At 58.5% G+C, this 21,746-nt stretch carries 28 protein-coding genes; 26 read left to right on the top strand and 2 right to left on the bottom strand.

Annotated elements, in window-relative coordinates; all coding sequences use genetic code 11:
* Positions 1-94 precede the first annotated feature (94 nt).
* From RE428_RS15845 to RE428_RS15810, 8 genes are all read left to right on the top strand, one after another.
* Positions 95-649 carry a recombination protein NinG gene (locus tag RE428_RS15845; RefSeq protein ID WP_040883755.1) on the top strand — a complete coding sequence of 185 codons (555 nt, stop codon included), beginning with the start codon at positions 95-97 and terminating at the stop codon, positions 647-649.
* Positions 646-1,917: a hypothetical protein gene (locus RE428_RS15840; protein ID WP_004582902.1), complete on the top strand. Its 1,272-nt coding sequence runs from the start codon at positions 646-648 to the stop codon at positions 1,915-1,917. Before RE428_RS15845 ends, RE428_RS15840 begins: the two co-directional genes overlap by 4 nt.
* Complete coding sequence (locus RE428_RS15835; protein WP_004582901.1) at positions 1,914-2,345, top strand: dATP/dGTP diphosphohydrolase domain-containing protein; 432 nt, start codon at positions 1,914-1,916, stop codon at positions 2,343-2,345. The genes RE428_RS15840 and RE428_RS15835 overlap by 4 nt, the downstream gene beginning before the upstream one ends.
* The gene (locus RE428_RS15830) at positions 2,342-2,548 is read left to right on the top strand and encodes a hypothetical protein (protein WP_004582900.1); all 207 of its coding nucleotides are present in this window, start codon (positions 2,342-2,344) and stop codon (positions 2,546-2,548) included. The genes RE428_RS15835 and RE428_RS15830 overlap by 4 nt, the downstream gene beginning before the upstream one ends.
* Positions 2,549-2,593: 45 nt before the next feature.
* Complete coding sequence (locus tag RE428_RS15825; protein ID WP_004582899.1) at positions 2,594-3,109, top strand: hypothetical protein; 516 nt, start codon at positions 2,594-2,596, stop codon at positions 3,107-3,109.
* A 149-nt stretch (positions 3,110-3,258) separates the two neighbouring features.
* A complete protein-coding gene (locus RE428_RS15820) occupies positions 3,259-3,750 on the top strand; it encodes a glycoside hydrolase family 108 protein (protein ID WP_004582898.1) in 492 nt (163 codons plus the stop codon).
* On the top strand, positions 3,747-4,181 hold the full coding sequence (locus RE428_RS15815; protein WP_004582897.1) for a holin family protein: 435 nt from the start codon (positions 3,747-3,749) through the stop codon (positions 4,179-4,181). Before RE428_RS15820 ends, RE428_RS15815 begins: the two co-directional genes overlap by 4 nt.
* On the top strand, positions 4,178-4,420 hold the full coding sequence (locus RE428_RS15810) for a phage holin family protein (RefSeq protein ID WP_004582896.1): 243 nt from the start codon (positions 4,178-4,180) through the stop codon (positions 4,418-4,420). The genes RE428_RS15815 and RE428_RS15810 overlap by 4 nt, the downstream gene beginning before the upstream one ends.
* A gap of 2 nt (positions 4,421-4,422) precedes the next feature.
* Here RE428_RS15810 and RE428_RS15805 read toward each other — a convergent pair whose 3' ends face one another.
* Positions 4,423-5,304 (bottom strand): ATP-grasp fold amidoligase family protein, encoded by an 882-nt coding sequence (locus RE428_RS15805; protein WP_338381148.1) that lies wholly within the window; start codon positions 5,302-5,304, stop codon positions 4,423-4,425.
* Between the two features lie 109 nt (positions 5,305-5,413).
* On the opposite strand from RE428_RS15805, the gene RE428_RS15800 reads away from it, so the two are divergent.
* The 18 genes from RE428_RS15800 (at position 5,414) to RE428_RS15715 (ending at position 21,477) form a co-directional block, all read left to right on the top strand.
* Positions 5,414-6,892: a heparin lyase I family protein gene (locus RE428_RS15800; protein ID WP_338381147.1), complete on the top strand. Its 1,479-nt coding sequence runs from the start codon at positions 5,414-5,416 to the stop codon at positions 6,890-6,892.
* Position 6,893: 1 nt separating this feature from the next.
* Positions 6,894-7,652, top strand: a complete 759-nt coding sequence (locus RE428_RS15795; protein WP_004582892.1) for a hypothetical protein — start codon at positions 6,894-6,896, stop codon at positions 7,650-7,652.
* A complete protein-coding gene (locus RE428_RS15790; RefSeq protein WP_004582891.1) occupies positions 7,652-8,119 on the top strand; it encodes a hypothetical protein in 468 nt (155 codons plus the stop codon). The genes RE428_RS15795 and RE428_RS15790 overlap by 1 nt, the downstream gene beginning before the upstream one ends.
* Positions 8,119-8,442, top strand: a complete 324-nt coding sequence (locus RE428_RS15785; RefSeq protein WP_004582890.1) for a hypothetical protein — start codon at positions 8,119-8,121, stop codon at positions 8,440-8,442. The genes RE428_RS15790 and RE428_RS15785 overlap by 1 nt, the downstream gene beginning before the upstream one ends.
* 5 nt (positions 8,443-8,447) lie before the next feature.
* Positions 8,448-9,008, top strand: coding sequence for a terminase small subunit (locus RE428_RS15780; protein ID WP_004582889.1), 561 nt, complete (start codon positions 8,448-8,450; stop codon positions 9,006-9,008).
* Positions 8,995-10,590: a terminase large subunit domain-containing protein gene (locus RE428_RS15775; protein ID WP_004582888.1), complete on the top strand. Its 1,596-nt coding sequence runs from the start codon at positions 8,995-8,997 to the stop codon at positions 10,588-10,590. The genes RE428_RS15780 and RE428_RS15775 overlap by 14 nt, the downstream gene beginning before the upstream one ends.
* Positions 10,590-10,847 carry a hypothetical protein gene (locus tag RE428_RS15770; RefSeq protein WP_004582887.1) on the top strand — a complete coding sequence of 86 codons (258 nt, stop codon included), beginning with the start codon at positions 10,590-10,592 and terminating at the stop codon, positions 10,845-10,847. Before RE428_RS15775 ends, RE428_RS15770 begins: the two co-directional genes overlap by 1 nt.
* Positions 10,848-12,491, top strand: coding sequence for a portal protein (locus tag RE428_RS15765; RefSeq protein ID WP_004582886.1), 1,644 nt, complete (start codon positions 10,848-10,850; stop codon positions 12,489-12,491).
* On the top strand, positions 12,488-12,766 hold the full coding sequence (locus RE428_RS15760) for a hypothetical protein (protein WP_004582885.1): 279 nt from the start codon (positions 12,488-12,490) through the stop codon (positions 12,764-12,766). Before RE428_RS15765 ends, RE428_RS15760 begins: the two co-directional genes overlap by 4 nt.
* 65 nt (positions 12,767-12,831) lie before the next feature.
* Positions 12,832-13,785: a hypothetical protein gene (locus RE428_RS15755; protein ID WP_338381146.1), complete on the top strand. Its 954-nt coding sequence runs from the start codon at positions 12,832-12,834 to the stop codon at positions 13,783-13,785.
* A 189-nt stretch (positions 13,786-13,974) separates the two neighbouring features.
* Positions 13,975-14,823, top strand: a complete 849-nt coding sequence (locus tag RE428_RS15750; protein WP_004582882.1) for a phage capsid protein — start codon at positions 13,975-13,977, stop codon at positions 14,821-14,823.
* 59 nt (positions 14,824-14,882) lie between these two features.
* On the top strand, positions 14,883-15,158 hold the full coding sequence (locus RE428_RS15745; protein WP_004582881.1) for a hypothetical protein: 276 nt from the start codon (positions 14,883-14,885) through the stop codon (positions 15,156-15,158).
* 76 nt (positions 15,159-15,234) lie between these two features.
* A complete protein-coding gene (locus RE428_RS15740) occupies positions 15,235-15,654 on the top strand; it encodes a hypothetical protein (RefSeq protein ID WP_004582880.1) in 420 nt (139 codons plus the stop codon).
* Positions 15,651-16,298 (top strand): phage connector family protein, encoded by a 648-nt coding sequence (locus RE428_RS15735; protein ID WP_004582879.1) that lies wholly within the window; start codon positions 15,651-15,653, stop codon positions 16,296-16,298. The genes RE428_RS15740 and RE428_RS15735 overlap by 4 nt, the downstream gene beginning before the upstream one ends.
* Entirely contained in the window at positions 16,298-18,949 is a 2,652-nt protein-coding gene (locus tag RE428_RS15730) for a phage tail protein (protein WP_115840361.1), read from the top strand. Before RE428_RS15735 ends, RE428_RS15730 begins: the two co-directional genes overlap by 1 nt.
* Positions 18,936-19,301 carry a hypothetical protein gene (locus RE428_RS15725; protein ID WP_004582877.1) on the top strand — a complete coding sequence of 122 codons (366 nt, stop codon included), beginning with the start codon at positions 18,936-18,938 and terminating at the stop codon, positions 19,299-19,301. The genes RE428_RS15730 and RE428_RS15725 overlap by 14 nt, the downstream gene beginning before the upstream one ends.
* The gene (locus RE428_RS15720) at positions 19,289-19,741 is read left to right on the top strand and encodes a hypothetical protein (protein ID WP_154660774.1); all 453 of its coding nucleotides are present in this window, start codon (positions 19,289-19,291) and stop codon (positions 19,739-19,741) included. The genes RE428_RS15725 and RE428_RS15720 overlap by 13 nt, the downstream gene beginning before the upstream one ends.
* Before the next feature lie 44 nt (positions 19,742-19,785).
* Positions 19,786-21,477 carry a hypothetical protein gene (locus RE428_RS15715; protein WP_004582875.1) on the top strand — a complete coding sequence of 564 codons (1,692 nt, stop codon included), beginning with the start codon at positions 19,786-19,788 and terminating at the stop codon, positions 21,475-21,477.
* Here the strand turns inward: RE428_RS15715 and RE428_RS15710 are convergent.
* The gene (locus RE428_RS15710) at positions 21,428-21,724 is read right to left on the bottom strand and encodes a hypothetical protein (protein WP_004582874.1); all 297 of its coding nucleotides are present in this window, start codon (positions 21,722-21,724) and stop codon (positions 21,428-21,430) included. The two genes, RE428_RS15715 and RE428_RS15710, sit on opposite strands and share 50 nt — an antisense overlap.
* Positions 21,725-21,746 lie beyond the last annotated feature (22 nt).

Below are 21,746 nucleotides of genomic sequence, written 5' to 3'. Positions count from 1 at the left end.
GGCCGAGACAGAGGACGAGCTTCACCCGGAATTCGCTGCGCTGCCTGACGTCGGTCAGCGGTTCCCTGAGGGCGAGTGGGGAGGTTACTAACACATGACCCACCCCAAGCAGAAAAAGTGCGCCGTGTGTGGAGGGAAGTTTGCGCAGTGGAACAGCTTGCACAGGGCTTGTTCGACTCGGTGCGCTTTGGAGCTTGGGAGGAAGATGCTGCAGCGGAAGTCAGAGCAGGAGCGCAAGGCCTGGGTCCGCAAGAAGAAAGCCGAACTCAAGCCCCGCAGCAAGGTGCTGAAGGAAGCCCAGGCCGAGTTCAACAAGTTCATCCGGCTGCGCGATCGGGACCGCCCCTGCATAAGCTGCGGCAGCTACACCGCTGGCCAGTACCACGCCGGCCACTACCGAACCACCAAGGCTGCGCCCGAACTCCGGTTCGAAGAGCTGAACTGTCACAAGCAGTGCGCGCAGTGCAACAACTTCGATTCCGGGAACATCGTTGAGTACCGCATCAGCCTGATTCAGCGCATTGGTCAGGAAGCGGTTGACTGGCTGGAAGGGCTGCACGCGCCCAAGAAGTACAGCATCGATGATCTGGAAGCCATCAAGGCGCATTACCGGAAGCAGAACCGTGAACTGGAGAGGAAGGCGGCATGATCGATGAGAAGTACACCGATAGCGAACTGGCGCTTGCCACCGAGAAGCAGCGGGAGGCGTATGCGGTATATCTGGAGTGCAACGGGAACAGCGATGCAGCGGGCTTGAAGCTTGGCATATCGGGCCGGGCTGTACGCCGTAACCTGGAGCTGCTGCGTAACAAGATCGCGGAGTCAAGGTCCGGGGTCGTGGTTGAGCAGATCGACCAGGTGGAAGAGCACCGGCTGAAGAAGCAACTGGCTCAGGAAAAGCGCAAGGTCATGGAGTTGGCCGAGCAGAAGATCGAGGACGAGCGCTTCCAACGGTTCGTTGGCCACCTGATGAGCAAGCCGACTCAGCCGCCGAAGTGGCTGTACAGCAAGAAGAAGGGCCAGGATCGAGCGATCGCCACGGCCATGCTGTCGGACACTCACTTTGATGAGGTTGTCCAGCCCCGGCACATCAACGGCGTGAACGCCTATAACCGGACCATAGCGACACTCAGGCTCCAGCGCTTCTTTGAGAACGTCCTGACGCTCTGCAAGCATCACTGCGGCGGGATCGACATCGAGGGCCTGGTGCTTCCCCTGGGTGGCGACATGGTGAGCGGCAATATCCATGAGGAACTGGCCGAGACCAACGAGGCGCCTATCATGGATACGGTGCTCTACTGGTCAGGGCAGATCATCGCCGGCATTGAAATGCTGCTCACTCACTTTGACCGACTCTATGTGCCATGTGTCACCGGCAACCACGGTCGCAACCACAAGAAGCCGAAGGCCAAGACCCGGGCCAAGGACTCGTTCGACTGGCTGATCTACAAGCTGGTTGAGCGTCATTTCCAAGGTCGGTCCGAAGTCACGTTCAACATCCCGCTTGAGACTGACGCCCGCTGGAATATCTACAGCACCCGCTACCACATGACCCACGGTGACCAGTTCAAGGGCGGCAACGGCATCGCCGGGATCTTCTCGCCGATCATGCGCGGCCACTACAAGAAGATGACACGAGAGCAGAGCGTCGAGACGCCCTATGACATCCTGCTGATGGGTCACTTCCACCAGTTGATCGACATGGGCAGCGTCATCGTCAACGGCAGCCTCAAGGGCTACGACGAGTGGACAGCCAGCATGAACTTCAACTTCGAATACCCGCAGCAGGCGTTCTTCCTCACGGATCCGAAGTGGGGCAAGACGATCACGGCACCGGTCCGAGTTATGAGCGACCAGGAAGACTGGAACTTCAACGAAGACGAACTCGAAGCGACCTGGCTTCAGGGTGCGGCATGAGCACGTTTCAATTGGATAAGTGGTGCGACACCCACAAGCGCCATTACGGCATCGCTTGCGTTGATTGCGAGACGCTCAAGGTCGGTGAATCAGACCCATCCGGCAAAGACGCGCACGAGCCAGGCGCAAAGCTGGACGCCGGCAAGACTCGCATGAGCCTGGTGCTCGGCGGCTTCTCGCTGGCTCTGACAGAGGTAGGCAAGGTCGGCACCTATGGCGCCAACAAGTACACCGATAACGGCTGGATGAGCGTGGAGAACGGCCAGGCCCGGTATTCTGATGCCATGCTGCGCCACTACTTCAGTGAGGCAGCCGGCGAGCAGTGCGACAAGGACACCAATCTGCGGCATGCGGCCCATGCGGCCTGGAATGCGCTGGCTCGGCTTGAGTTGATGTTGCGTGAAGAGCGCCAGGACGGTGCGGTATGAACGAAGCTGACCAAGACCTATTCAAACGCGAGTGCTACGCCCGGTGGATGAAAGACCAGATGCGGGTAGGGCGAAAGCTGCGCTCTGAGATCGAAGCCTGGCTCAAGAAGCAGCCGGACGAGCAGCACATGCGGGAGATATTGAACGGGAAGCCGTCGGCTTATACCCAAAACGGGCAGAAGTCTACCCAGAATGGGTATTAACGATCAGCAGTAAACCACAGCGCGGGCTGGAATATCGGGGGAGTTATGGCAGAGCAGAACCGGAAGACTGATGTACAGCGTGAATGGCGTCGGAAGGCTCAGCAGGAGGTCGAGATCTACCTTGACTATCTGTTTGCTGATGCCGACCAGCAGAGCATTATCGGTGAGAGTCGCAGTGTGATGGGAATTGCTGCTGACTTCTGGGGCCAGATTCCAAAAGGCTCGGGGTTCAGCGGGTTCTGCACCCTGGGGCATAAGGTAGATCGCATGCACCGTCGAGAGGTGAGCCCGCGTCAGCAACTTGCGGCCGAGCGACTGAGACAGTTGAGCGAGAAACAGCGCGGTGCGTTGTGCGTTGAACGCTGCTTCCGTGGCAAGACGAAGGTTGTCGCCCGAGATCCGTTCGTGCCGGAGAGCGGCGTTGAGATCACGTACCATGATGGCGACTGCGCGGAGATGCTGGATTGCACGGTTCAGGTGTTCCGGCAGCGGGTGAGCGATGGTTATGCGCGACTTGAGCAGGTAATGGGATTTGTGGCGGAAGAAAAGCGCGCCGCTTGACTTTTTCCTACCAGGAAGGTAGCTTGAAACTCTACTGGAAGTTGCCCCTAGAGTAAGGGTCAACGACGGTCAAACAGCATATCGATAGCCCAAGAAACCCGCAGGCTCACGCCTCGCGGGTTTTTTATTGCCTGAAATTCGGAGCCTTCATGCAAAGCGTATTCGAGCAAGCCTTAGAGCACGTTCTGCGCTTTGAGGGCGGCTATGTGAACGATCCGCACGACCCCGGCGGCGAGACTGTTTACGGGATTTCCCGTCGTTATCATCCGAATGCCTGGAAGCACGGCAAGCCGACAAAGGCCGATGCAGCCGAAATCTACCTGAAGCAGTATTGGCAGCGCTGCCGCTGCTCTGAATTGCCGGCTGCAGTTGCTGTGCAGGTGTTCGATGGCGCAGTCAATCAGGGTTGCACCGATTCAGTCCGCTTTCTGCAACTAGCCTCTGGCGCCAAGCCTGACGGCATCATGGGGCCAATGACTATCAAGGCCACCAACATGTGTGACCCGGCTAAGCTGGCTCAGGGTTACGCCGTAGAGCGGGCATACGATTACGCCTTACTCGACCACCTTGACGACCGTTACGGCCGCGGCTGGATGCGTCGACTGATTGCCTGCTATGACCTGGCAAGGAGTTATCTGTGAGCCTCAGCATCCCCATTATCGACGGCCTGATTGGTGTAGGCGGCAAGCTGATCGACAAGATATTCCCCGATCCGGTCGAGCGCGAGAAGGCTAAGGCTCAACTGTTGCAGATGCAGCAGGACGGCGAGCTGAAAGAGCTTGAGACGCGCATGTCGGCTATTCTGGCTGAGGCCAACAGCAAAGACCCCTGGACAAGCCGGGCCCGCCCGTCATTCCTGTATGTCATCTACCTAATGATCCTAGCCAGCATCCCGATGGGCATTCTCAGCGCCTTCGATCCTGCCCTGGCGCAGTCTATCGCCGACGGCATGAAGGCCTGGCTTGCAGCTATCCCTGACGCTCTCTGGACGCTGTTCGGCGTTGGTTACACCGGTTATGCAGCGGCTCGCACCTGGGATAAACGCACGATCTTGAAAGGCAAGCAGGGATGACCGTCCAAGCCAAAATCGAAACAGCCGCCCAGAACATCCCCTATGCTGGATCGGCCGTCATCGCTGGAGGCAGTATCCTTACCTTCAACCAGTGGATGGGCCTTCTGGGCCTGCTGTTCAGTATCGCGATTGGTATTGCAACATACCTGTTCAATGTCCGCATGCAGAAGCGCCGTGAACGCAGAGAGATCGAGCTGCACCGCAAGTTGATGGGTGAGGGCGACAACAGCCGCCCTTGAGGTTATGACAGGCCTGCTTTGCCGAACAGCAGGTTGGTGACGATAGGCGCATTCTCGACTGGAACCACTCGGCCGCGGGCATCCTCTGAGCAGTTGGTGAGCTCGCCGACAAGCAGCTTTTCACCGTTCGAATACAGGTCAACCCGGATCATTGAGAAGTCGCGGCTGAGTTGCCGGGCGACATCGAGCATTTCGGTAAGGTTGGCGGGCTTGGGTATATCTTTGCCTTGGCGGTAAACCATAGACACAGGCAGCAACTCCCAATCGGTGGTGTAGAAGTTGCGGCGGTGGTCGCCCTGGCGGTCGAGGTCTACCCAGATCATTTTCGGTTCGCCGTTGACGCAGAAGATCTTGTAATCCTCGCAGCTTTCACCACCGAAGATGTAGGGCTCAACGATAACTTTCGGTTTGAGCGGCCTGTAGTTCGCCTCTCGCGTCCAGTTGTAGTAGTTCGAATCGAACCATCGCGCCATGCGCTTGAAGTCCACCGGGCTACCCTCTCGGCGAAACATGACTTCGCCGGACATATGGGTCGGTTTGATCACGCAGTCAGCCGGGTAGTCGTACTCCATAGCGGCTTCAAGGCTCTGCAATACGGCGTCAGTTGGTACGTTGTACTCGTCTCCCGCGGTGGCCTTCACAAACTGCTTCAGGTGGTGCTTGTCGCTCACGAAGACGCGCAGCGGGTTTAGGATCTCGTCCGAGGTCTTCAGCGCGAACAGAGCATCGTTCAGATCACCGCCTTCTCGCTTTGGTAGGCGGCCCTGGTAGAGCACGAAAGTCAGCAGCGAGGTCATGTAATCGCCCCAACGGTTCTTTGGCAGTAGCCGCTTAACCAGGCGTACCGGCTTGTCGAGCTTGCCTCCGGCAATTTGCTTCTTCATATAACAACTCCATTTGACGTGATGCGTTCGTGCCTAGCGTTAGTCGCAGAGCAATCCAGTTTACACATGACGGGCATCGATTTGCGCGTAATTTTCGATAGAGGGCCGCATGGCGAATAACCAACAGTGGGACACAAGGGGCGCCGCTGCAAATCCAAGCGTCCTATGTGCCGTCACGCCGCTTGAAGGGCTGCCTCTGACTTCGCCGGGCATTTCGGTTGCCACAGTCGACGCATATACCCAGTCCGTATCACTCGATACGCCGGTTAACGGTGCAATATCGTATTCGCTTGAGCGCAGCCTGAACGGTTCGACCGGGTGGTCTGTCATTGCGTCGGGGCTTACTGAGGGCGACTTCAATTACGTTGTCTCTACGCTGACGGAGGACACTCGCTACTACTACCGCGGCGCAGCCACAGACGGCTCTGTTCAGAGCGGTTATAGCACGGTTGTTAATGCCATTACGCTTGCCGTACCAGCGGCCCCTGTTGCTGGCACGCCATCAGTGAATGCTTCATCGATTACTGGAGTAATCACCGACGGCGATGGTGCCGCGTCATATGAAACGCGTATAGACGGCGGTTCTCCAGTCAGCGGCCTGAGCGTAGGGAGCCTGACTGCTGAAACGACATATTCGGTAGAGCACCGAGGCCTGAACTCTGCGGGCAACCCTGGAGAATGGTGCACGCCCTACAACGCGACCACGACGGCGGCGACTGCAGGGGCGTTTACCGCGCTGTTCTCTGACGATTTTTCCACAAAAACACTGAATACTGCAGATTCAGACTGGCGTTATTCGCTTGTTACCAATGAGCGATCAGTATCTGGCACTCAGTGCGTGAAGATGAGGCCTAACCACGGTGATGTAGCGCCAACATGCGGGGGCGGCCACTTCTTTGCCAACAACCAGTCAATGACTGAGTCAGCCGGCATGGATGCCTTGGTGACGCCTGGGCACACCGTATGGTCAAGGGTCTTCTTCTATTTCCCATCAACATTTTCCTTTGGTTACCTGTTTGGCAGTGACGCAGAAGCTGCTGAGTGTGGGAAAGATGCGGACATGGGGCTGACGGGCGTTAAATGGCTGAATTTCGGCTCTTACCCTGGCGGCGGGTTGAAGGTCTACGTAAAAATCCCTTCTGCCTACCGAAAGGTGCAGCAGCCATCGGGGGCTGACCCCAACATACAGACCATCATGATCGAAAACGAAAGCGGGGGGGGTGGCGTCACGGCTGGGACTATCAATGTTCCGCTGGATCAGTGGTTTGCGATGCAGTTGTGCGTCAAGGTCGCTAAGGATAACACGGGCTTCATTCGCCTGTGGATTGACGACACCTTGATCGCTGAGCAATCGAATACACGCACACTACCGACATCTAGGGATGGGCTTGGAAACTGGGGTATTGGCGATTACTGGAATAGCGTTCCGTACATTTCAGATCCTAATGACGACAGCCAAAAATGGTTCTTTATTGATGAGGTAATTATTGCCTCCGACCTGCCGGGCTATGGCGCTCCAACCACGGTTGATTCGAACGGATACCCATATATTATTCCATCGCTACGTGTAGCAGATTTGGCGGCATGATATGACTCAGACTATAGGTTGCACTGCAGTTGGAAGCACCGCGCAGTCGCAGGCGCGCATCACCGACGAGGCGCCTTATATCGCGACATTAAATGCGGCCCAGGTGCTGGACAAGGTTTTTATCTATTCAGAGGGCGGGTCAGGTACAGGGACTTTCGACCTCGGAATCTATCGCGCCTTCGATGATCTAGGTAACTCGCCGCTGCTATTTCAGAAAAACGGCATCAGCTTCACAGTCCCTGCTTCAGCCGGGTGGGTCGAGATCACGACCGGGCTTGGTGATGACCTGTCGGCCCTGGAGGGCGAGGTAGTCACGGTAACCTGCAATAACCTATCTGGCTTCACCGGCAGGCAGGCCGATGGCGTTATCACCGCCTCATCCAATGGCCGGCGCAACGGAAGCGCGACGGCGCTAAACGATCCCTTTGGCGGCTTCTCTACCACAAGCCTCAACTCGTTCTACATCACTACCGAAGATGCGGTAACAGAGATTCCCGGCCTACCGTCCTATAACCTGAACAAGGATGGCGCCGACCAGGCGAGCAAGAGCGGTATTCAGGTGCGGGTTGTGGCTGGTACTGCGCTGAATGGCACTCAGTTGTACTACTCCAACAGCGTCACCACCGATGCGAACGGCGATACAAGCCCGATCGATCTGTCATCCAGTGCAGCAGCGGTCAATGACACCGTGACGGTCACCATCCTGACAGGCGACGGCTACGGCATCCCGTTTACCGACACGGTTGAGGACATCAGTTGATGAACCTCAACCTGGGGAGCTTCAGCGCCAACGTCATCGAGCTTGGCTATGTGGGGCCGTACTCTGCCTATCCTGTGCAGATCCCCATCCTCTGCGACTCGAACAGCATCATGGCGAACCAGAAGCTGGGTGTCGGCTACTCAGGTGACGCCTACGCCAACGCCTTCACGCTCCCGGTAGAGATCACAGAGCAGGGTGGCACCGTCGTCTCAGGCGGCGAGCAGATGACGTTCAAGAACGGCGCCACTGCGACGGATTACCCCATCGGCGATGACGTCAACGACTACCTTTCCCCGCCTGCGGGCTTCACCGGCTGGATGCGCTCTACCCATGAGCGGAAATTGGCTGATGAGTCTACGGCGACCTGGACGGTGGAGTACCAGATTACGGACGGGGAAATCATCGTCTCAGTAGCTAAGAACGTGCGCTCCCGGGCCACACGAAAGTTTCCAAAGAGGGTTGCCTAATGCCTGGACAACAGTATGCCACGACGCCCACGTATGACCGTGGCGTCCTCCCTGTCAGCGATGGCGCTGATGTTACGGCCGGCGCATCTAGCTCAGCCGTGGGCCCGCTGAATGCAAGCACACAGGCGGTTCGGTTCTCAGTGTCTGGCGCCAATTGCCGGATCCTGTTCGGTGGCAGCGGTGTCACTGTGACTGCATCAACCGGCTACCAGTTCGTGGACGGCCTGATCGACGTCATTCAGGTGCCCGGCGGTGCGACGCACTTCGCCATCATTCGCGAGGGCGCCACTGATGCCAATGTGAACTATGTGGAGCTTGGGTAATAGCGATGTCTCGCCTTGGTGCTAATCCCACAGAAAACACCAAGGCCAAGATGCGCCACTTTGCCGACCTGTACCTGGGCGGCCCTGATGAAGTCCGCAGTGACGCGGCAGCCTGCTACCGCGCGCTTTATCCAAAGTCGGCTCATCACTCAAGCCGCGGCCACGGCAGCGAGTACCTGAATCACCCATACACTCAGGCCTACATCAAAGAAAAGATGGAAGCCATGACTGAAGAATGTGACATCACCGTCAAGTATATCCTGACGACCATTACCGACACCATCGAGCGATGCAGGCAGGCAAAGCCAGTGCTAGACCGCAAGGGTGATCCTGTCCTGGTTGAAACAGAAGACGGTGAGATGAAGCCGGCATACACCTTTGACGCCAATAATGTGTTGCGTGGCGCAGACATGCTAGCTAAGTACAAGGGCATGTACGCCGAGAAGGTAGAGCTTACCGGTAAAGACGGCGGCCCGATCGAGATGAAGGATATCTCGGACAACGAATTGGCCCGTCGCGTTGCATTCATGTTGACCAAGGCGGCAAAGAGCAGTGAGCGGTCTTGATGAGATCCTGGCGCGGATTCAGGGCCTTCCTGAAGAAGAGCGCTCAGAACTTGAACAATTGGCTGTAGAGGCTACGAAAGACCGGTTATGGGTGCCAAATCCCGGCCCACAAGCTGATGCCTATTTCTGTGAGGCGGATGAGCTGTTCTACGGCGGCCAGGCTGGTGGTGGCAAGTCTGCCCTGGCGTGCGGCCTGGCGGTCACTGAACACCAGCGCTCACTGATCCTGCGCCGAATCAACAAGGACGCTAAGAAGCTGGCTGAGGCCGAACTACTTGGCAAGATATTCGATGGCGACCGCTCCGGCTGGAACGGTACAGACCTGAAGTGGAAGGTTGGCGGCCAAAGCATTGAGTTCGGCGGCTGCGAAATGGAAGTTGACAAGCAGCGCTACAAGGGCGACCCGCACGATCTGATCGTGTTCGACGAGGTCACTGACTTCCTGAAGTCGCAGTATGAGTTCATCACGATCTGGAACCGGTCGACGACGCCAGGCCAGCGGTGCCGGGTGGTTGCTACAGGTAACCCGCCGACAACGGCTGAGGGGCTGTGGGTCATCGAGCACTGGGCCGCATGGCTTGACCCGAAACACCCGAACCCCGCCAAGCCCGGCGAGCTTCGTTACTACGCCCGCAATGAAGAAGGCAACGAGATTGAGGTAGACGGTCCAGGGCCCCACCTGATCGGCGGCAAGGACGTTTACGCCAAGTCCAGGACCTTTATACCGGCCAAGCTTTCAGACAACCCGGATCTTGCTGCAGACGGCGAATACGAGCGTGTTCTAGACGCATTGCCGAAGGAATTGCGTGACGCCTATCGCGATGGCCGGTTCGACGCAGGCATCAAGGACAATCCGTGGCAGTTGATACCCACTGAATGGGTGGTTGCCGCACAGAACCGTTGGACACCCGAGCCCCCTCAAGGCATACCAATGTGCACCATCGGCGTCGACGTGGCCCAGGGTGGTGATGACAACAACATCCTGTCCCCGCGCCACGACAGTTGGTTTGCAGAGCAGATCGAGATCCCGGGCAAGAAGACGCCACTTGGGACTGACGTGTCTGGCGTGGTGATCGCTAATCGCCGGGATAACGCGACAGTGGTTGTGGACTGCGGCGGCGGCTACGGCGGCACGGTCTACACCCACCTCAAAGATAACGGCATCCCAGTGGTGGCCTACAAAGGCGCTGAAGAATCGCGGCGTCGGAGCAAGGACAAGCAACTCAAGTTCAACAATCGCCGCACAGAGGTCTGGTGGCGCTTCCGTGAGGCCCTGGACCCGGCGCAGCCTGGCGGATCGTCCATTGCGCTCCCGCCGAGCAACAAGTTGCTGGCCGACCTGACAGCCCCGACGTTTGAGGTCACCCGCCAGGGCGGGGAGTCGGCCATCAAGATCGAGCCAAAGGACAAGCTGATCAAGCGCCTTGGCCGCTCTACTGACCACGGTGATTCAGTCACGATGGCCTGGTCCAGCGGCGACAAAATGGCCTCCAGCCATGACCAGTGGAAATCGAATATTGGCGGCCAGACTGGCAGGAAGCCTCGCGTCGTCATGGGCCACCAATCAGCCAGGAGACGATGATGAGTAGCGCCAAGAAGGTAGTAAAAACGGCGATCAACCCGCTGTGGAGCGAGAGCGCCAAGCAGGGGAAGGATGCGGCCGACAATGCAGTTGATTCCATCACGCCAGACATGCCGGAGCCAGAAGAGCCGACAGTAATGCCTGACGCCGACGAAGCAACCTTAATGAAGGCGCGCAAGGCCTCTGCGGCTCGTCAGCGTCAGCGCTCCGGCCGTGCAAGCACCATCCTTTCATCCTCCGGCAAACTGGGCGGCTAAATGGATCAGCGCGCGAAAGACCTGATCAAGCAGGGCGATCATCTGTTCGAAAAGCGGACGTCGTTACTGCAGTTGTGGCAGGAAATTGCGGACAACTTCTACCCGGAGCGCGCTGACTTCACCGTGGTGCGCAATATCGGGCATGAGTTCGCCGACAACCTGATGACCAGTTACCCGATTATGGCCCGCCGTGACCTGGGTAACAGCTTTGCCGCCATGCTGCGCCGTGACGACTGGTTCAGCCTGCGCGCCGAGGAAGAATCCCGGGAAGACAACTCCGCCAAGAAATGGCTTGAGTGGGCGTCCGGCGTTCAGCGCCGTGCGATGTACGACCGCAAGTCCCGTTTCGTCCGCGCTACCAAGGAAGGTGATCACGATTTCGGCACCTTTGGGCAGTGCGCCATCTCAGTCGAGTTGAACCGTGACGCCGACGGCCTGCTGTATCGCTGCTGGCACCTGCGTGACGTGGCCTGGGCCGAGGATGCCGAGGGTGAAGTCGGTGAAGTCCACCGCAAATGGAAGCCGAGCCTGCGCAACCTGGCGTCGATCTTCGGTGAGAAGAAGATGAGCGCCGGCGCCAAGGAGAAGTTGGCCAAGAGTCCACATTCAGAGATCAACGTGCGGCACGTCGTGATCCCGGCAGAGCATTACGAAGCCCCGGCGGGGCAGCGCTGGAACACGCCTTTTGTCTCTATCTACCTGGACGTCGACAACTGCCACATCATTGAGGAAGTTGGCGTCTACAACAAGATGTATGTCATCCCCCGATGGCAGACTGTCTCGGGCTCTCAGTACGCCTATTCACCTGCTACGGTTGCGGCCCTGCCTGATGCCCGCCTGATCCAGGCAATGACCCGCGTACTGCTCGAGGCTGGCGAGAAGGCAACCAATCCGCCGATGCTTGCGGTTCAGGAGGCGATTCGCTCCGATATCAGCATCTATGCCGGCGGTATCACCTGGGTGGACTCGGATTACGACGAGCGCCTGGGTGAGGTTCTACGGCCGATTACCCAGGATAAGAACGGCATCCCCCTTGGTATGGAAATGCAGGCCGACACGCGCAACATGATTGCCGAGGCCTTCTACCTGAACAAGCTGACGCTGCCCCGCGGCACCGGTGACATGACGGCCACTGAGGTGTCACAGCGGGTTCAGGAGTACATCCGTCAGGCGCTACCGATATTCCAGCCGATGGAGTACGAGTACAACGGCGGCCTGTGTGAAGCGACATTCGACATCCTCATGCGCGCCGGTGCCTTCGGTTCCCCGGAAGACATCCCACAAAGCCTGCGCGGTCAGGATGTGCAGTTCAAGTTCCAGTCACCGCTGCAGGATGCTGTCGAGCGCGAGAAAGGCGACCGCTTCCTTGAGGCTGGCCAGTTCCTGGCCCAAGCCGCACAGATGGACCCGAATGCCCTGGCCAACTTCAACGCCAGTATTGCCCTGCGTGATGCATTGGATGGCATTGGCGTGCCGGCCCGCTGGATCTCCACTGAGGACCAGTATGGCCAGCGTGTCGCCCAGATGCAGCAGCAGCAGCAAATGCAGCAAGCAGCCGAACAGGCGGCCACTGCAGCCGAAATTGGGGAGCAGGCAGGCAAAGCTGGCCAGGCACTGGCGGCGGCTGAGGAACAGATGCAATGAGCAAGCCTGACAAGTCAGCAGCCTGCTTCCCGCCTGAGTGGGAGCCGGCAGACGTTCGCGCTATCCAGTCCCTGGCCTCTGGTGAAGCAACGCCTGATATGCAGAAGCGGGCCCTGGACTTCCTGATTAACAAGGCCTGCCTGACCTATGACCTGTCGTATCGCCCTGGAAGTGACCGTGAAACCACGTTCGCTGAGGGGCGCCGGTTCGTCGGGCTCCAGATCGTGAAGCTACTACACATCAACCTGGCCGCGATCAAGCAGGCCAAACAGTAAACCTCAAGCAGCGTGATGAAGCCCGCCATAGAGCGGGTTTTTTATTGCCATAAGAAAGGTGACCCATGACTGAAGCAGCAGCGGCAACTGAAACACCAGAAACAACGACTCCGGAAGACACCGCCACGCAGACACCTGCGGATCCGGCGGTAACCACTGAAACCACCGAAGCCAAGCCGGAGCAGGGCGGCAACATCCTGACCGGTGAGGGCGACGATAAGCCGACCGACACCCAGGCTAAACAGACCTGGCCTGACGACTGGCGCGCTCAACTGGCCGGTGAAGACGAGAAGCTGGCGAAGAAGCTCGACCGTTTCAACAGCATCAGCGATGTGGTCAAGTGGGCACAGAACCTGGAGAAGAAGATGTCCTCCGGGGAGTTCTCCCGCAAGCTGCCCGAGGATGCCACCGAGGAAGACATTAAGCAGTGGCGACTGGAAAACGGTGTCCCTGAGTCCCCGGAAAAGTATGACCTCGATGTTGATGGCATTTCAGTGGGTGAGGATGACAAGCCGTATCTTGACGAATTCCTGAAGGCTGCTCACGAACTGAATATGCCGAACGACCACGTGAAGCAGGTCGTAAAGTGGCACTTCGATAATGTCCAGGCGCAACTCGAAGAGCGTGCAGAGGCTGACACCGAGTTCATGCACGAATCCGTGCAGGCCCTGAAGGAAGAGTGGGGCGGCGAGTACAAGCAGAACATCAACATGGTGAAAGGCCTGCTGTCATCCGCTCCTGAAGGCTTCGCTGACCGACTAATGGGCGCGCGCCTGGGTGACGACAAGCCGCTTGGCAGCGATCCCGAGGCCCTGAAATGGCTGGCCGGTCTGGCCCGTCAGGTGAATCCGGTGGCCACTGTGGTCCCGGGCGCCGGCGGTGACCAAGTAGGTGCCATCGAGGACGAAATCTCCAAGATCGAGAAGTTTATGCGGACCAACCGCCATGAATACTTTAACGACCCGAAGATGCAGGACCGGTATCGCGACCTTTTGAGCGCGAAAGAGCGCCTGAAGTAACCCTTCGCCGGACAACCCGAAAGGCCCCGGCAACCACTGAAGTACCCAACCGCTTTCGAACGGCCCCTTTATCAGTCACGGCAGCCCCGGGCTTTACGCCTGGACAACCTGCTATTGCCTGAAGTTGAGGACAACCCGAGTCGGCACATGCGGTGACCAACCAATCCGTAATCCGATGAGGAATTAATCATGGCTGATACAGCTTTTCAAACCCAGTACCGGCAGGAGTTCATTGCCGGCTTTGAGCAGAAGCAATCACTCTTGCGTGACACCGCCACCACTGAAGTCGTAATCAAGGGCAATGAGGCTACCTTCCTGGTCGCCGACTCCGGCTCTGCTGAAGCCACTACCCGTGGCGTCAACGGTCTCATCCCGGCGCGTTCCGATAACCTGAACCAGTACACGGCTACGCTGAGCGAATGGCATGACCTGGTTCGTCGGACCAAGTTCAACGTGTTCGCCTCCCAGGGTGACGGTCGCCGCATCATGCAGGAGACCACCATGGGCGTGATCAACCGCAAGATTGATCAGGAGATCATCACCGAGCTGAACACCGGCACCGTGAACACTGGTTCCGCCGCTACCGGATCCCTGAGCCTGATGATGAAGGCCCTGACCATCTTGGGAAACAACGAGGTGCCCTATGACGGTCAGATCTACGGCCTGATCACGCCGGCGCTGTTGGGCTACCTGCAGCAGCTCAAGGAGTTCAACTCTGCCGACTACGTGAGCGACCGCAAGCTTGACGGTAGTGGCGCGCGTCAGTTGATGCAAGGCTACTACGACTGGAACGGCATGAAGCTCATCGTTCACCCGAACCTCCCGGGCAAGGGCACGAACGCCGAGAAGTGCTTCCTGTACCACAAGTCTGCCATTGGCCACGCGGCCAACCTGGAAGGCATGGACTCGGCAGTCGGCTACGACGACGAGCAGGACTACTCCTACGCTCGCGCCACCATCTACATGGGTTCCAAGCTGCTGCAAAACAGCGGCGTGGTGGTCATCAACCACGATGGCTCTGCGTTCGCAGCGGCTTAATCGTATCGCCTGCGGCTGCTTCGGTGGCCGCAGCCCACTGAATTCGAGAGGAATCTACCATGGCTTATAGCACTTCGAACCCTCCGCGCCTGTGTGGCCAGCCGATCGCCGGCCAGCGGCACTGGCAGTACGTCTCCACTGACGCAGTCACTGATGTGCGCGTGGACGGCTACTTCACCAACGCTGAAGAGCTCGGCATGAAGGTCAACGATATCGTCACCGTGATCGACAGCGACGGCAACGACGCTGACGTGTGTATCGTTCTGGCCATCAATGCCGACGGTTCGGCAGACCTGTCTGATGGCACCGCTATCAGCGAGACCAACACCGACTAATGCTGCGCACTTTGGGTGGCCTCTGGCCCTCCCTTTTTGCGCAGTGGTTCCGTCTACATAAAAACCGAGGTCAATCATGAAGCTGAGCAATCCCCGATTCAAAGAAGCTTCGTTTGTGCGCACCACCTTCGTAGCAACCCCTGAACACAAGACCACGATCAAGGACCTGGAGAGCCCGGAATACTGGTCTCATGTAGCGGCCCAGTTGAAGCCGTTCGACAAGATCGAGGTCATCCCGGAAGACGGCAGCTTCTACGCCGAACTGCTGGTGATCGACGTCAAGCGAGCTGCAGCGACGGTCTCTGTCCTCTGTCACCACAAGTTGTGCTCGGACAAGGCGCCTGAAGCAGATGCCGAGTACGTCATGGAATTCTCCGGCGGTCACACCAAGTGGCGCGTGAAACGTGTCAGCGACAACGAGGTGCTGAAGGATGGCATGACCAAGGATGAAGCTCAGAAGTACCTGTCCAGCCATGAGAAGGCGATGGCGGCATGACCGACCGGCTGAGCATCTACAACGCCGCGCTGAGGCATATTGGCGAGAGGGAGCTTGCTAGCCTCACCGAGAACCGGGAGCCGCGGCGTGTGCTCGATGGCGTCTGGGATGACGACTTCGTTGATTCCTGCCTGGAGCAGGGACTGTGGAACTTCGCCACCCGAGCGATCAAGATCACGTATTCGCCATCCGTGGAGCCGCCCTTCGGCTATCGGTATGCGTTTGACGTACCCCAGGACCACGTCCGCACGGTGGCTTTGTGCAGTGACGAGTACTTCCAGGTTCCGCTGCTGCAATACACCGTCGAGGGCGAATACTGGTTCTCGGACCTACAGGAGATGTACGTCAAGTTCACCTCCAATGACCAATATTACGGTGGCGACTTCTCCTTGTGGCCCAAGAGCTTTACCCGGTGGGTCGAGTTGCAGATGGCCACCATGGTGTGTGAGCGCCTGACCCAGAACGCATCGAAGCTGGAGGCGCTGGAGCGCAAGGCCCGCCGCGCACTGGTCGATGCTCGCTCCAAGGACGCCATGGAGGAATCCACCAAGTTCATGCCACCTGGCAGTTGGACGCAATCACGATCCGCCCGCGCCGGCCGTGGCCGCCGTGACTTCGGTAACCGTTCGAGCCTGTACGACTGATGCCAAAGCAAAACGTCGAGATGCTGGCCTTCAACCGCGGGATCATCAGCCCGCTGGCACTGGGCCGGGTAGATCTGGAACGCACCGCGCTGTCAGCCGAGATCCAGACCAACTGGATGCCGCGCGTCCTGGGCTCCATGATGCTGCGCCCTGGGCTGGAGTATCGGTGGGAAACCAATGACAGCGATGTCGCCAAGCTCATCCCGTTTGTCTTCTCAACGGACGAAACCGCGCTTGTCGAGGTGACCGGCTCCAGCATGCGCGTCTGGGACGGTGACAGCCTTGTGACCCGCCCGTCGGTATCCTCCACAATTACCAACGGCGAATTCACATCAAACCTCAACGGCTGGACAGATGCCGACGAGACAGGGACCGTTTCAGAATACGAGTTCGCTGCCTTGCTCGGCGGCCGGATGAAGCTGACAGGCAACGGCACCAACCAGGCGGCACGTTACCAAGCGGTATCGACATCCTCTGCTGGCACCGAGCATGCGCTGCGTATTGAAATCCTGCGCGGCCCAGTCGAGCTCAAGGTTGGCACGTCTGCCGGCGATGACTCTTATATCAGCGCCACGCTCCGGACTGGGACGCACAGCCTGACGTTTACGCCTTCAGGCACCTTTTACATCCAATTTTCTAGCTCCCTGAAGCGATCGGTTCTTGTCGAGTCTGTTGCTGTCGAGTCAGCCGGCATTATGGAGTTGCCTTCGCCGTGGGCCGAGGATGATTTGAATTACCTGCGATGGGACCAGTCAGGTGATGTTATCTTCGTGGCCTGTGACCGCTACCAACAGCGCCGTATTGAGCGCCGTTCTGCCACATCATGGTCTATCGTCAGGTACCAGCCCGAGGACGGCCCGTTTCGCATCGTCAATACCAGCCCGATTACGCTCACCCCGAGTGCGTTATCTGGCGATATCACGGTTACCGCGTCTGAAGACCTGTTCACCAATGGACATATCGGGGCGCTGTTCCGCCTGACGTCTGCCGGGCAAGAAGTGCAGGAGAGTATTTCTTCGGACGACACATTCACCAGCAGCATCCGTGTCACCGGCATTGGCAATTCCAGGGCGTTTTCTGTGAGCGTTTCTGGGTTCTCCGGCGGCACCGTAGTGACGCTGCAAAGATCGCCGGGTGAGCCTGGCTCGTGGACGGATGTGGAGGACTACACGGCCAACACATCAAAGCAGTACAACGATGAGCTCGACAATCAGATCATTTACTACCGGCTTGGCATCAAGTCCGGCGAATATGGCTCTGGCACTGTAACGGTAAGTCTGTCGTTTGCCGGCGGCAGCGCGAGCGGCGTGGTTCGTGTTAACTATATTGTGGATGGCACGGAAGTGGGCGCATCCGTTCTATCTGACCTCGGCAGCGACACTGCAACATCCGACTGGGAAGAAGGCGCGTGGAGTGACCTGCGCGGCTGGCCGTCGGCCGTGGCGCTCTATGAGGGCCGCCTGTGGTGGTCCGGTGGCGATTACATGTGGGGGTCCGAATCAGACGCCTATGAGGATTTCGACGACCAGACTGAAGGTGATGCCGGGCCCATCTCCAGGGCTATCGGCTCCGGCCCGGTCGATGTCATCAACTGGTTGCTTCCGCTCCAGCGCCTGTTGGTCGGTACTGAAGGGTCCGAGAAGTCAGCCCGTTCGAACTCACTGGATGAGCCACTCACGCCGACCAACTTCAACCTGAAGAACATCTCCACCCAGGGTAGCGCGCGGGTGCCGGCGGTTGTCGTGGACTCCAAGGGCCTGTTTGTTCAGCGCTCCGGCCTGCGTGTCTACGAGATGGACTTCAAGGCCAGCACCTACGATTACGGCTCCATGGATATGACCACGTTAGCGCCGAAGGTTTGTTCTCCCGGTGTTAAGTGGTTGGCCGTTCAACGCCAGCCCGATACGCGCGTTCACTGCGTATTGAATGACGGGGCCGTAGCGATCCTGATCTATGACCCCGTGGAGAATGTGGTCTGCTGGGTTCGCCTGGAAACGGACGGCGAGGTTGAAGACGCCGTCGTGCTCCCGGGTGACAACGAAGACCAGGTGTATTACGTGGTCAAACGCACGATTAATGGCGCCACAAAGCGTTACGTCGAGCGCTGGGCCAAGGAGGACGACTGCCAGGGTGGGACGCTGAACCGCCAGGCGGATTCGTTTGTGGTGTACCCCGGATCGTCTCTCGATCACCTGGAAGGGCAGACAGTGGTGATGTGGGGTGGCGGCCGAGACCTTGGCACGGCAACGGTCAGCGGTGGCTCGGTCTCGCTCCCTTCTGGCGTCACCGAGGCCGTTGTGGGTCTGCCGTACACCGCGCAGTACAAGAGCACCAAGCTGGCCTACGGGGCCGCGATGGGCTCTTCCCTGATGCAGCGTAAGCGCATCAACGCCCTCGCACTCATGCTGGCCAACACCCATTACCAGGGTCTGCAATATGGCTCAAGTTTTGACTTGCTCGATGACCTCCCGGGCATGAGCCAGGGCGCAGCCATCACTGACGATACGGTATGGGAAGGCTTCGACGAAGAGAGCTTCACATTCAACGACACCTGGGATACGGATTCCCGTCTGTGCTTGCAGGCATCGGCCCCGAGGCCATGCACCGTCCTGGCCGCTATCATGAGCATGGATACCAATGACAAAGCTTGAGATCAGGCCGGCCACCCGGGACATGCTGACCCGGTACTATGGCCGACCACCGAAGCAGTCCATGCGCGCCTGGATCGGTTTCCTGGGTGACGAGATGGTGGGTGCGGCCGGGTTTGTAATCGGCAGCCCCTATATCACCATTTTCTCGGACCTGAAGCCCGGCATCCGCGGGCACAAGAAAGAGATCTGGCGCGGGGCCGCCTTCATTATGGAGCAGGCCAAGCGCTATAAATCGCCGATTATGGCAATTGCAGACCCTGACGAGCCGACAGCGAAGCGATTCCTGCCGCGCCTCGGGTTCGTCTTCATGGGCACCTGTACGGACGGAGACGTTTACCAATGGCAAGCTTAGCAGTCCCTGCAATGGTCGCCGGCACCGTGATTTCAGCCGGCGGCACCCTGGCTGCCGGTCAGGCAGCAGAGGATGCCAGTAAGTTTGAGGCCGCCCAGTACCGGCGCAATGCCAGCAACACCCGGGGATCGGCTCAACGCGCAGGAGAAGAGCAGCGGCGCAACAAGCGCCTGGCCCAGTCCCGTCTACGTGCCGTAGCGGCGGCATCCGGCGCCAGCGCTTCCGACAAGACCACCACCGACCTTGATGCAAGTATTGAGCAAGAGGGCGAGTATCGTGCCCTGAGCGCCCTGTACGAGGGCGAGGAAGCTGCCCGCGGCATGGAAGACGCAGCCAAGGGCGCCCTGTACGAAGGCAAAGTGCGCAAGCGCGCCTCACAGATCAAGGCCGCTGGTGGCATCCTGGGTTCTGGCGGCTCATTGCTGGACAAGTACGGCTAATCTGCAATTCACACTGCCTTCCTTTTTCCTGATGGAGTTGATCAGTGCCAACATTGCCTGATGGTTCAAGCTTGGGCGCTCGCCCGATCGCACAGTCTTCCCGCGGCGTCACCCGTGTTCGCACAGGTGCCATTGAGTCAGCCACGGCTGATTTCGGCAACCAAGTTGCGGACCTGGGCCAGGAGATCCAGCGCCGTAATGACGTGGAGAAGGTTTCCCAGGCGATTACGCAGTTCGAGGATGAGCAGCGCCAATACCTGGTCGAGGGTGAAGACGCCGTCCTGAACCGCTCTGGCGACCGTGCGAAAGGGGCACTGAAATCAACTGAGGACTGGTGGGAGTCCACCTCCAACAAGTACGTCGCCGACCTCGATAATCCTGCACAGCAACGCACCTTCCAGGAAACCCTGCGCCGTCAACGTCAATCCGTCCTGAACACCGTTGCTCGTCACGAGTCGAAACAGAGCGAAATCGCCTTCGGCAATACGCTGGAAGCCCGCATTTCTACTGCCACCGACCGCGCCGCCGCACTCCCGGCCTCCCCAGAGATCGTCAACCAGAGCAAGGCTGAAGTGCTGGACGCGCTGTCCACGTTGGGTAAAAGTCGTGGCTGGTCACCGGAAGTCATGCAAGCCAAGCGCGCAGAGACGCTGAGCAACTTTCATGGGCGGCAGATTGAAGCGCTGATCGACGATAACCCGGATGCGGCTGAGACGTACTTCAAGGCCAACCAGGGTGACATGACGGCTGCGGCCCGCGCCAAGATCGAGAGCACCATCGAATCGGAGACGATTCGCCGGCGATCCCAGGGCATGGCCGATAGCATCATGAACGAGGGGCTGGGTGCCGAAGACAGCCTGAAGCGCGCACGTGGCATTCGTGATCCGAAAGTCCGGGATGAAGTGGTCAGCCGGATCCGTTCGCGCCTGAATGAACGAGAGTCGTTTGCCAAGAACGAGCGTTCCAAGTTGCTGCTGCAGGTGACCAATTTCATCGAAGAGACCGGCTCAATAGATAACGTGCCCGCTGAAATCTGGGGCTCGCTGTCGGTCACCGAGCGTAACCGCTTCCAGAAGTATGCCGAGGACATCTCAACCGGGCGTCCTGTCAAAACCGATTGGAATGTCTTCTACGACCTGTCCCAGATGCGCGCAGAGAACCCGGGTGAATTCCGAAATACCGACCTGTCGCCGTATTTCCGCAAACTCGGTGACGCTGAGCGCAAGCAGGTAATTGGCTGGCAGTCCTCGCTGCTGGAAGGTGAGCGCAACGCTGGTGAAGAGGCCTGGGTCCAGACCAAGACCAGCATCGTCAACGAAGCCCTGACCTCGATGGGCGTCGACTACGGCAAGACAGCAGGACAGGACGAAGCCAAACGTGCAGCCTCGTTCCGTGGTGCGGTCGAGAATCAACTATCAATCTGGCAATCCGAGAACCCAGGACGCAAGATCCCGCCCGATGAGTTCCGCCGCATTGTCGATCGACAGACCATTTCGGTGACCTTGCCTGATCGTGGCATCTTTGGTCGTGACATCGAGGCCCCGCTGTTCGAGGCCGAATCCGCCCCTGACTGGTACTTCTCTGGCGATGCTGATGACCTGCCGGAACAGGACCGCTTTGAAATCGAGAGCGCCCTGGAGGCGCAGGGGCTCACCCCGACGCCCGAGCTCATCCTCGAGATCTACATCAAGGCAAATGATCTGAATCGGCCGCCGGCCGAAGATGAAGGCGAATAGCCGTAATCGCCATAAAGATGCCGATCATAAAGGCGTGAGCACCTGTTCCCATGATCAGCATCATGACGGCTTGACCGCCATTGATACTACCTGCCACCAGATACACGACGCTCTGAATAGTTGCGACAAGCATGGCCGCAGGCAGTATCAATATGCACCTGAGCCAGATGTTGCGGCCTTTCACGATAATCAGGTTTGACGCGAACCAGTCGGCGACCAATAACGCGGCTATCAGCAGAATCCCCATAAATCACCCTCATAGCGCGAGC

It is taken from the genome of Marinobacter nanhaiticus D15-8W (genome assembly GCF_036511935.1).
GTDB classification, from domain to species: Bacteria; Pseudomonadota; Gammaproteobacteria; order Pseudomonadales; family Oleiphilaceae; genus Marinobacter_A; species Marinobacter_A nanhaiticus.
This window is presented reverse-complemented; position numbering and strand designations above follow the sequence as displayed.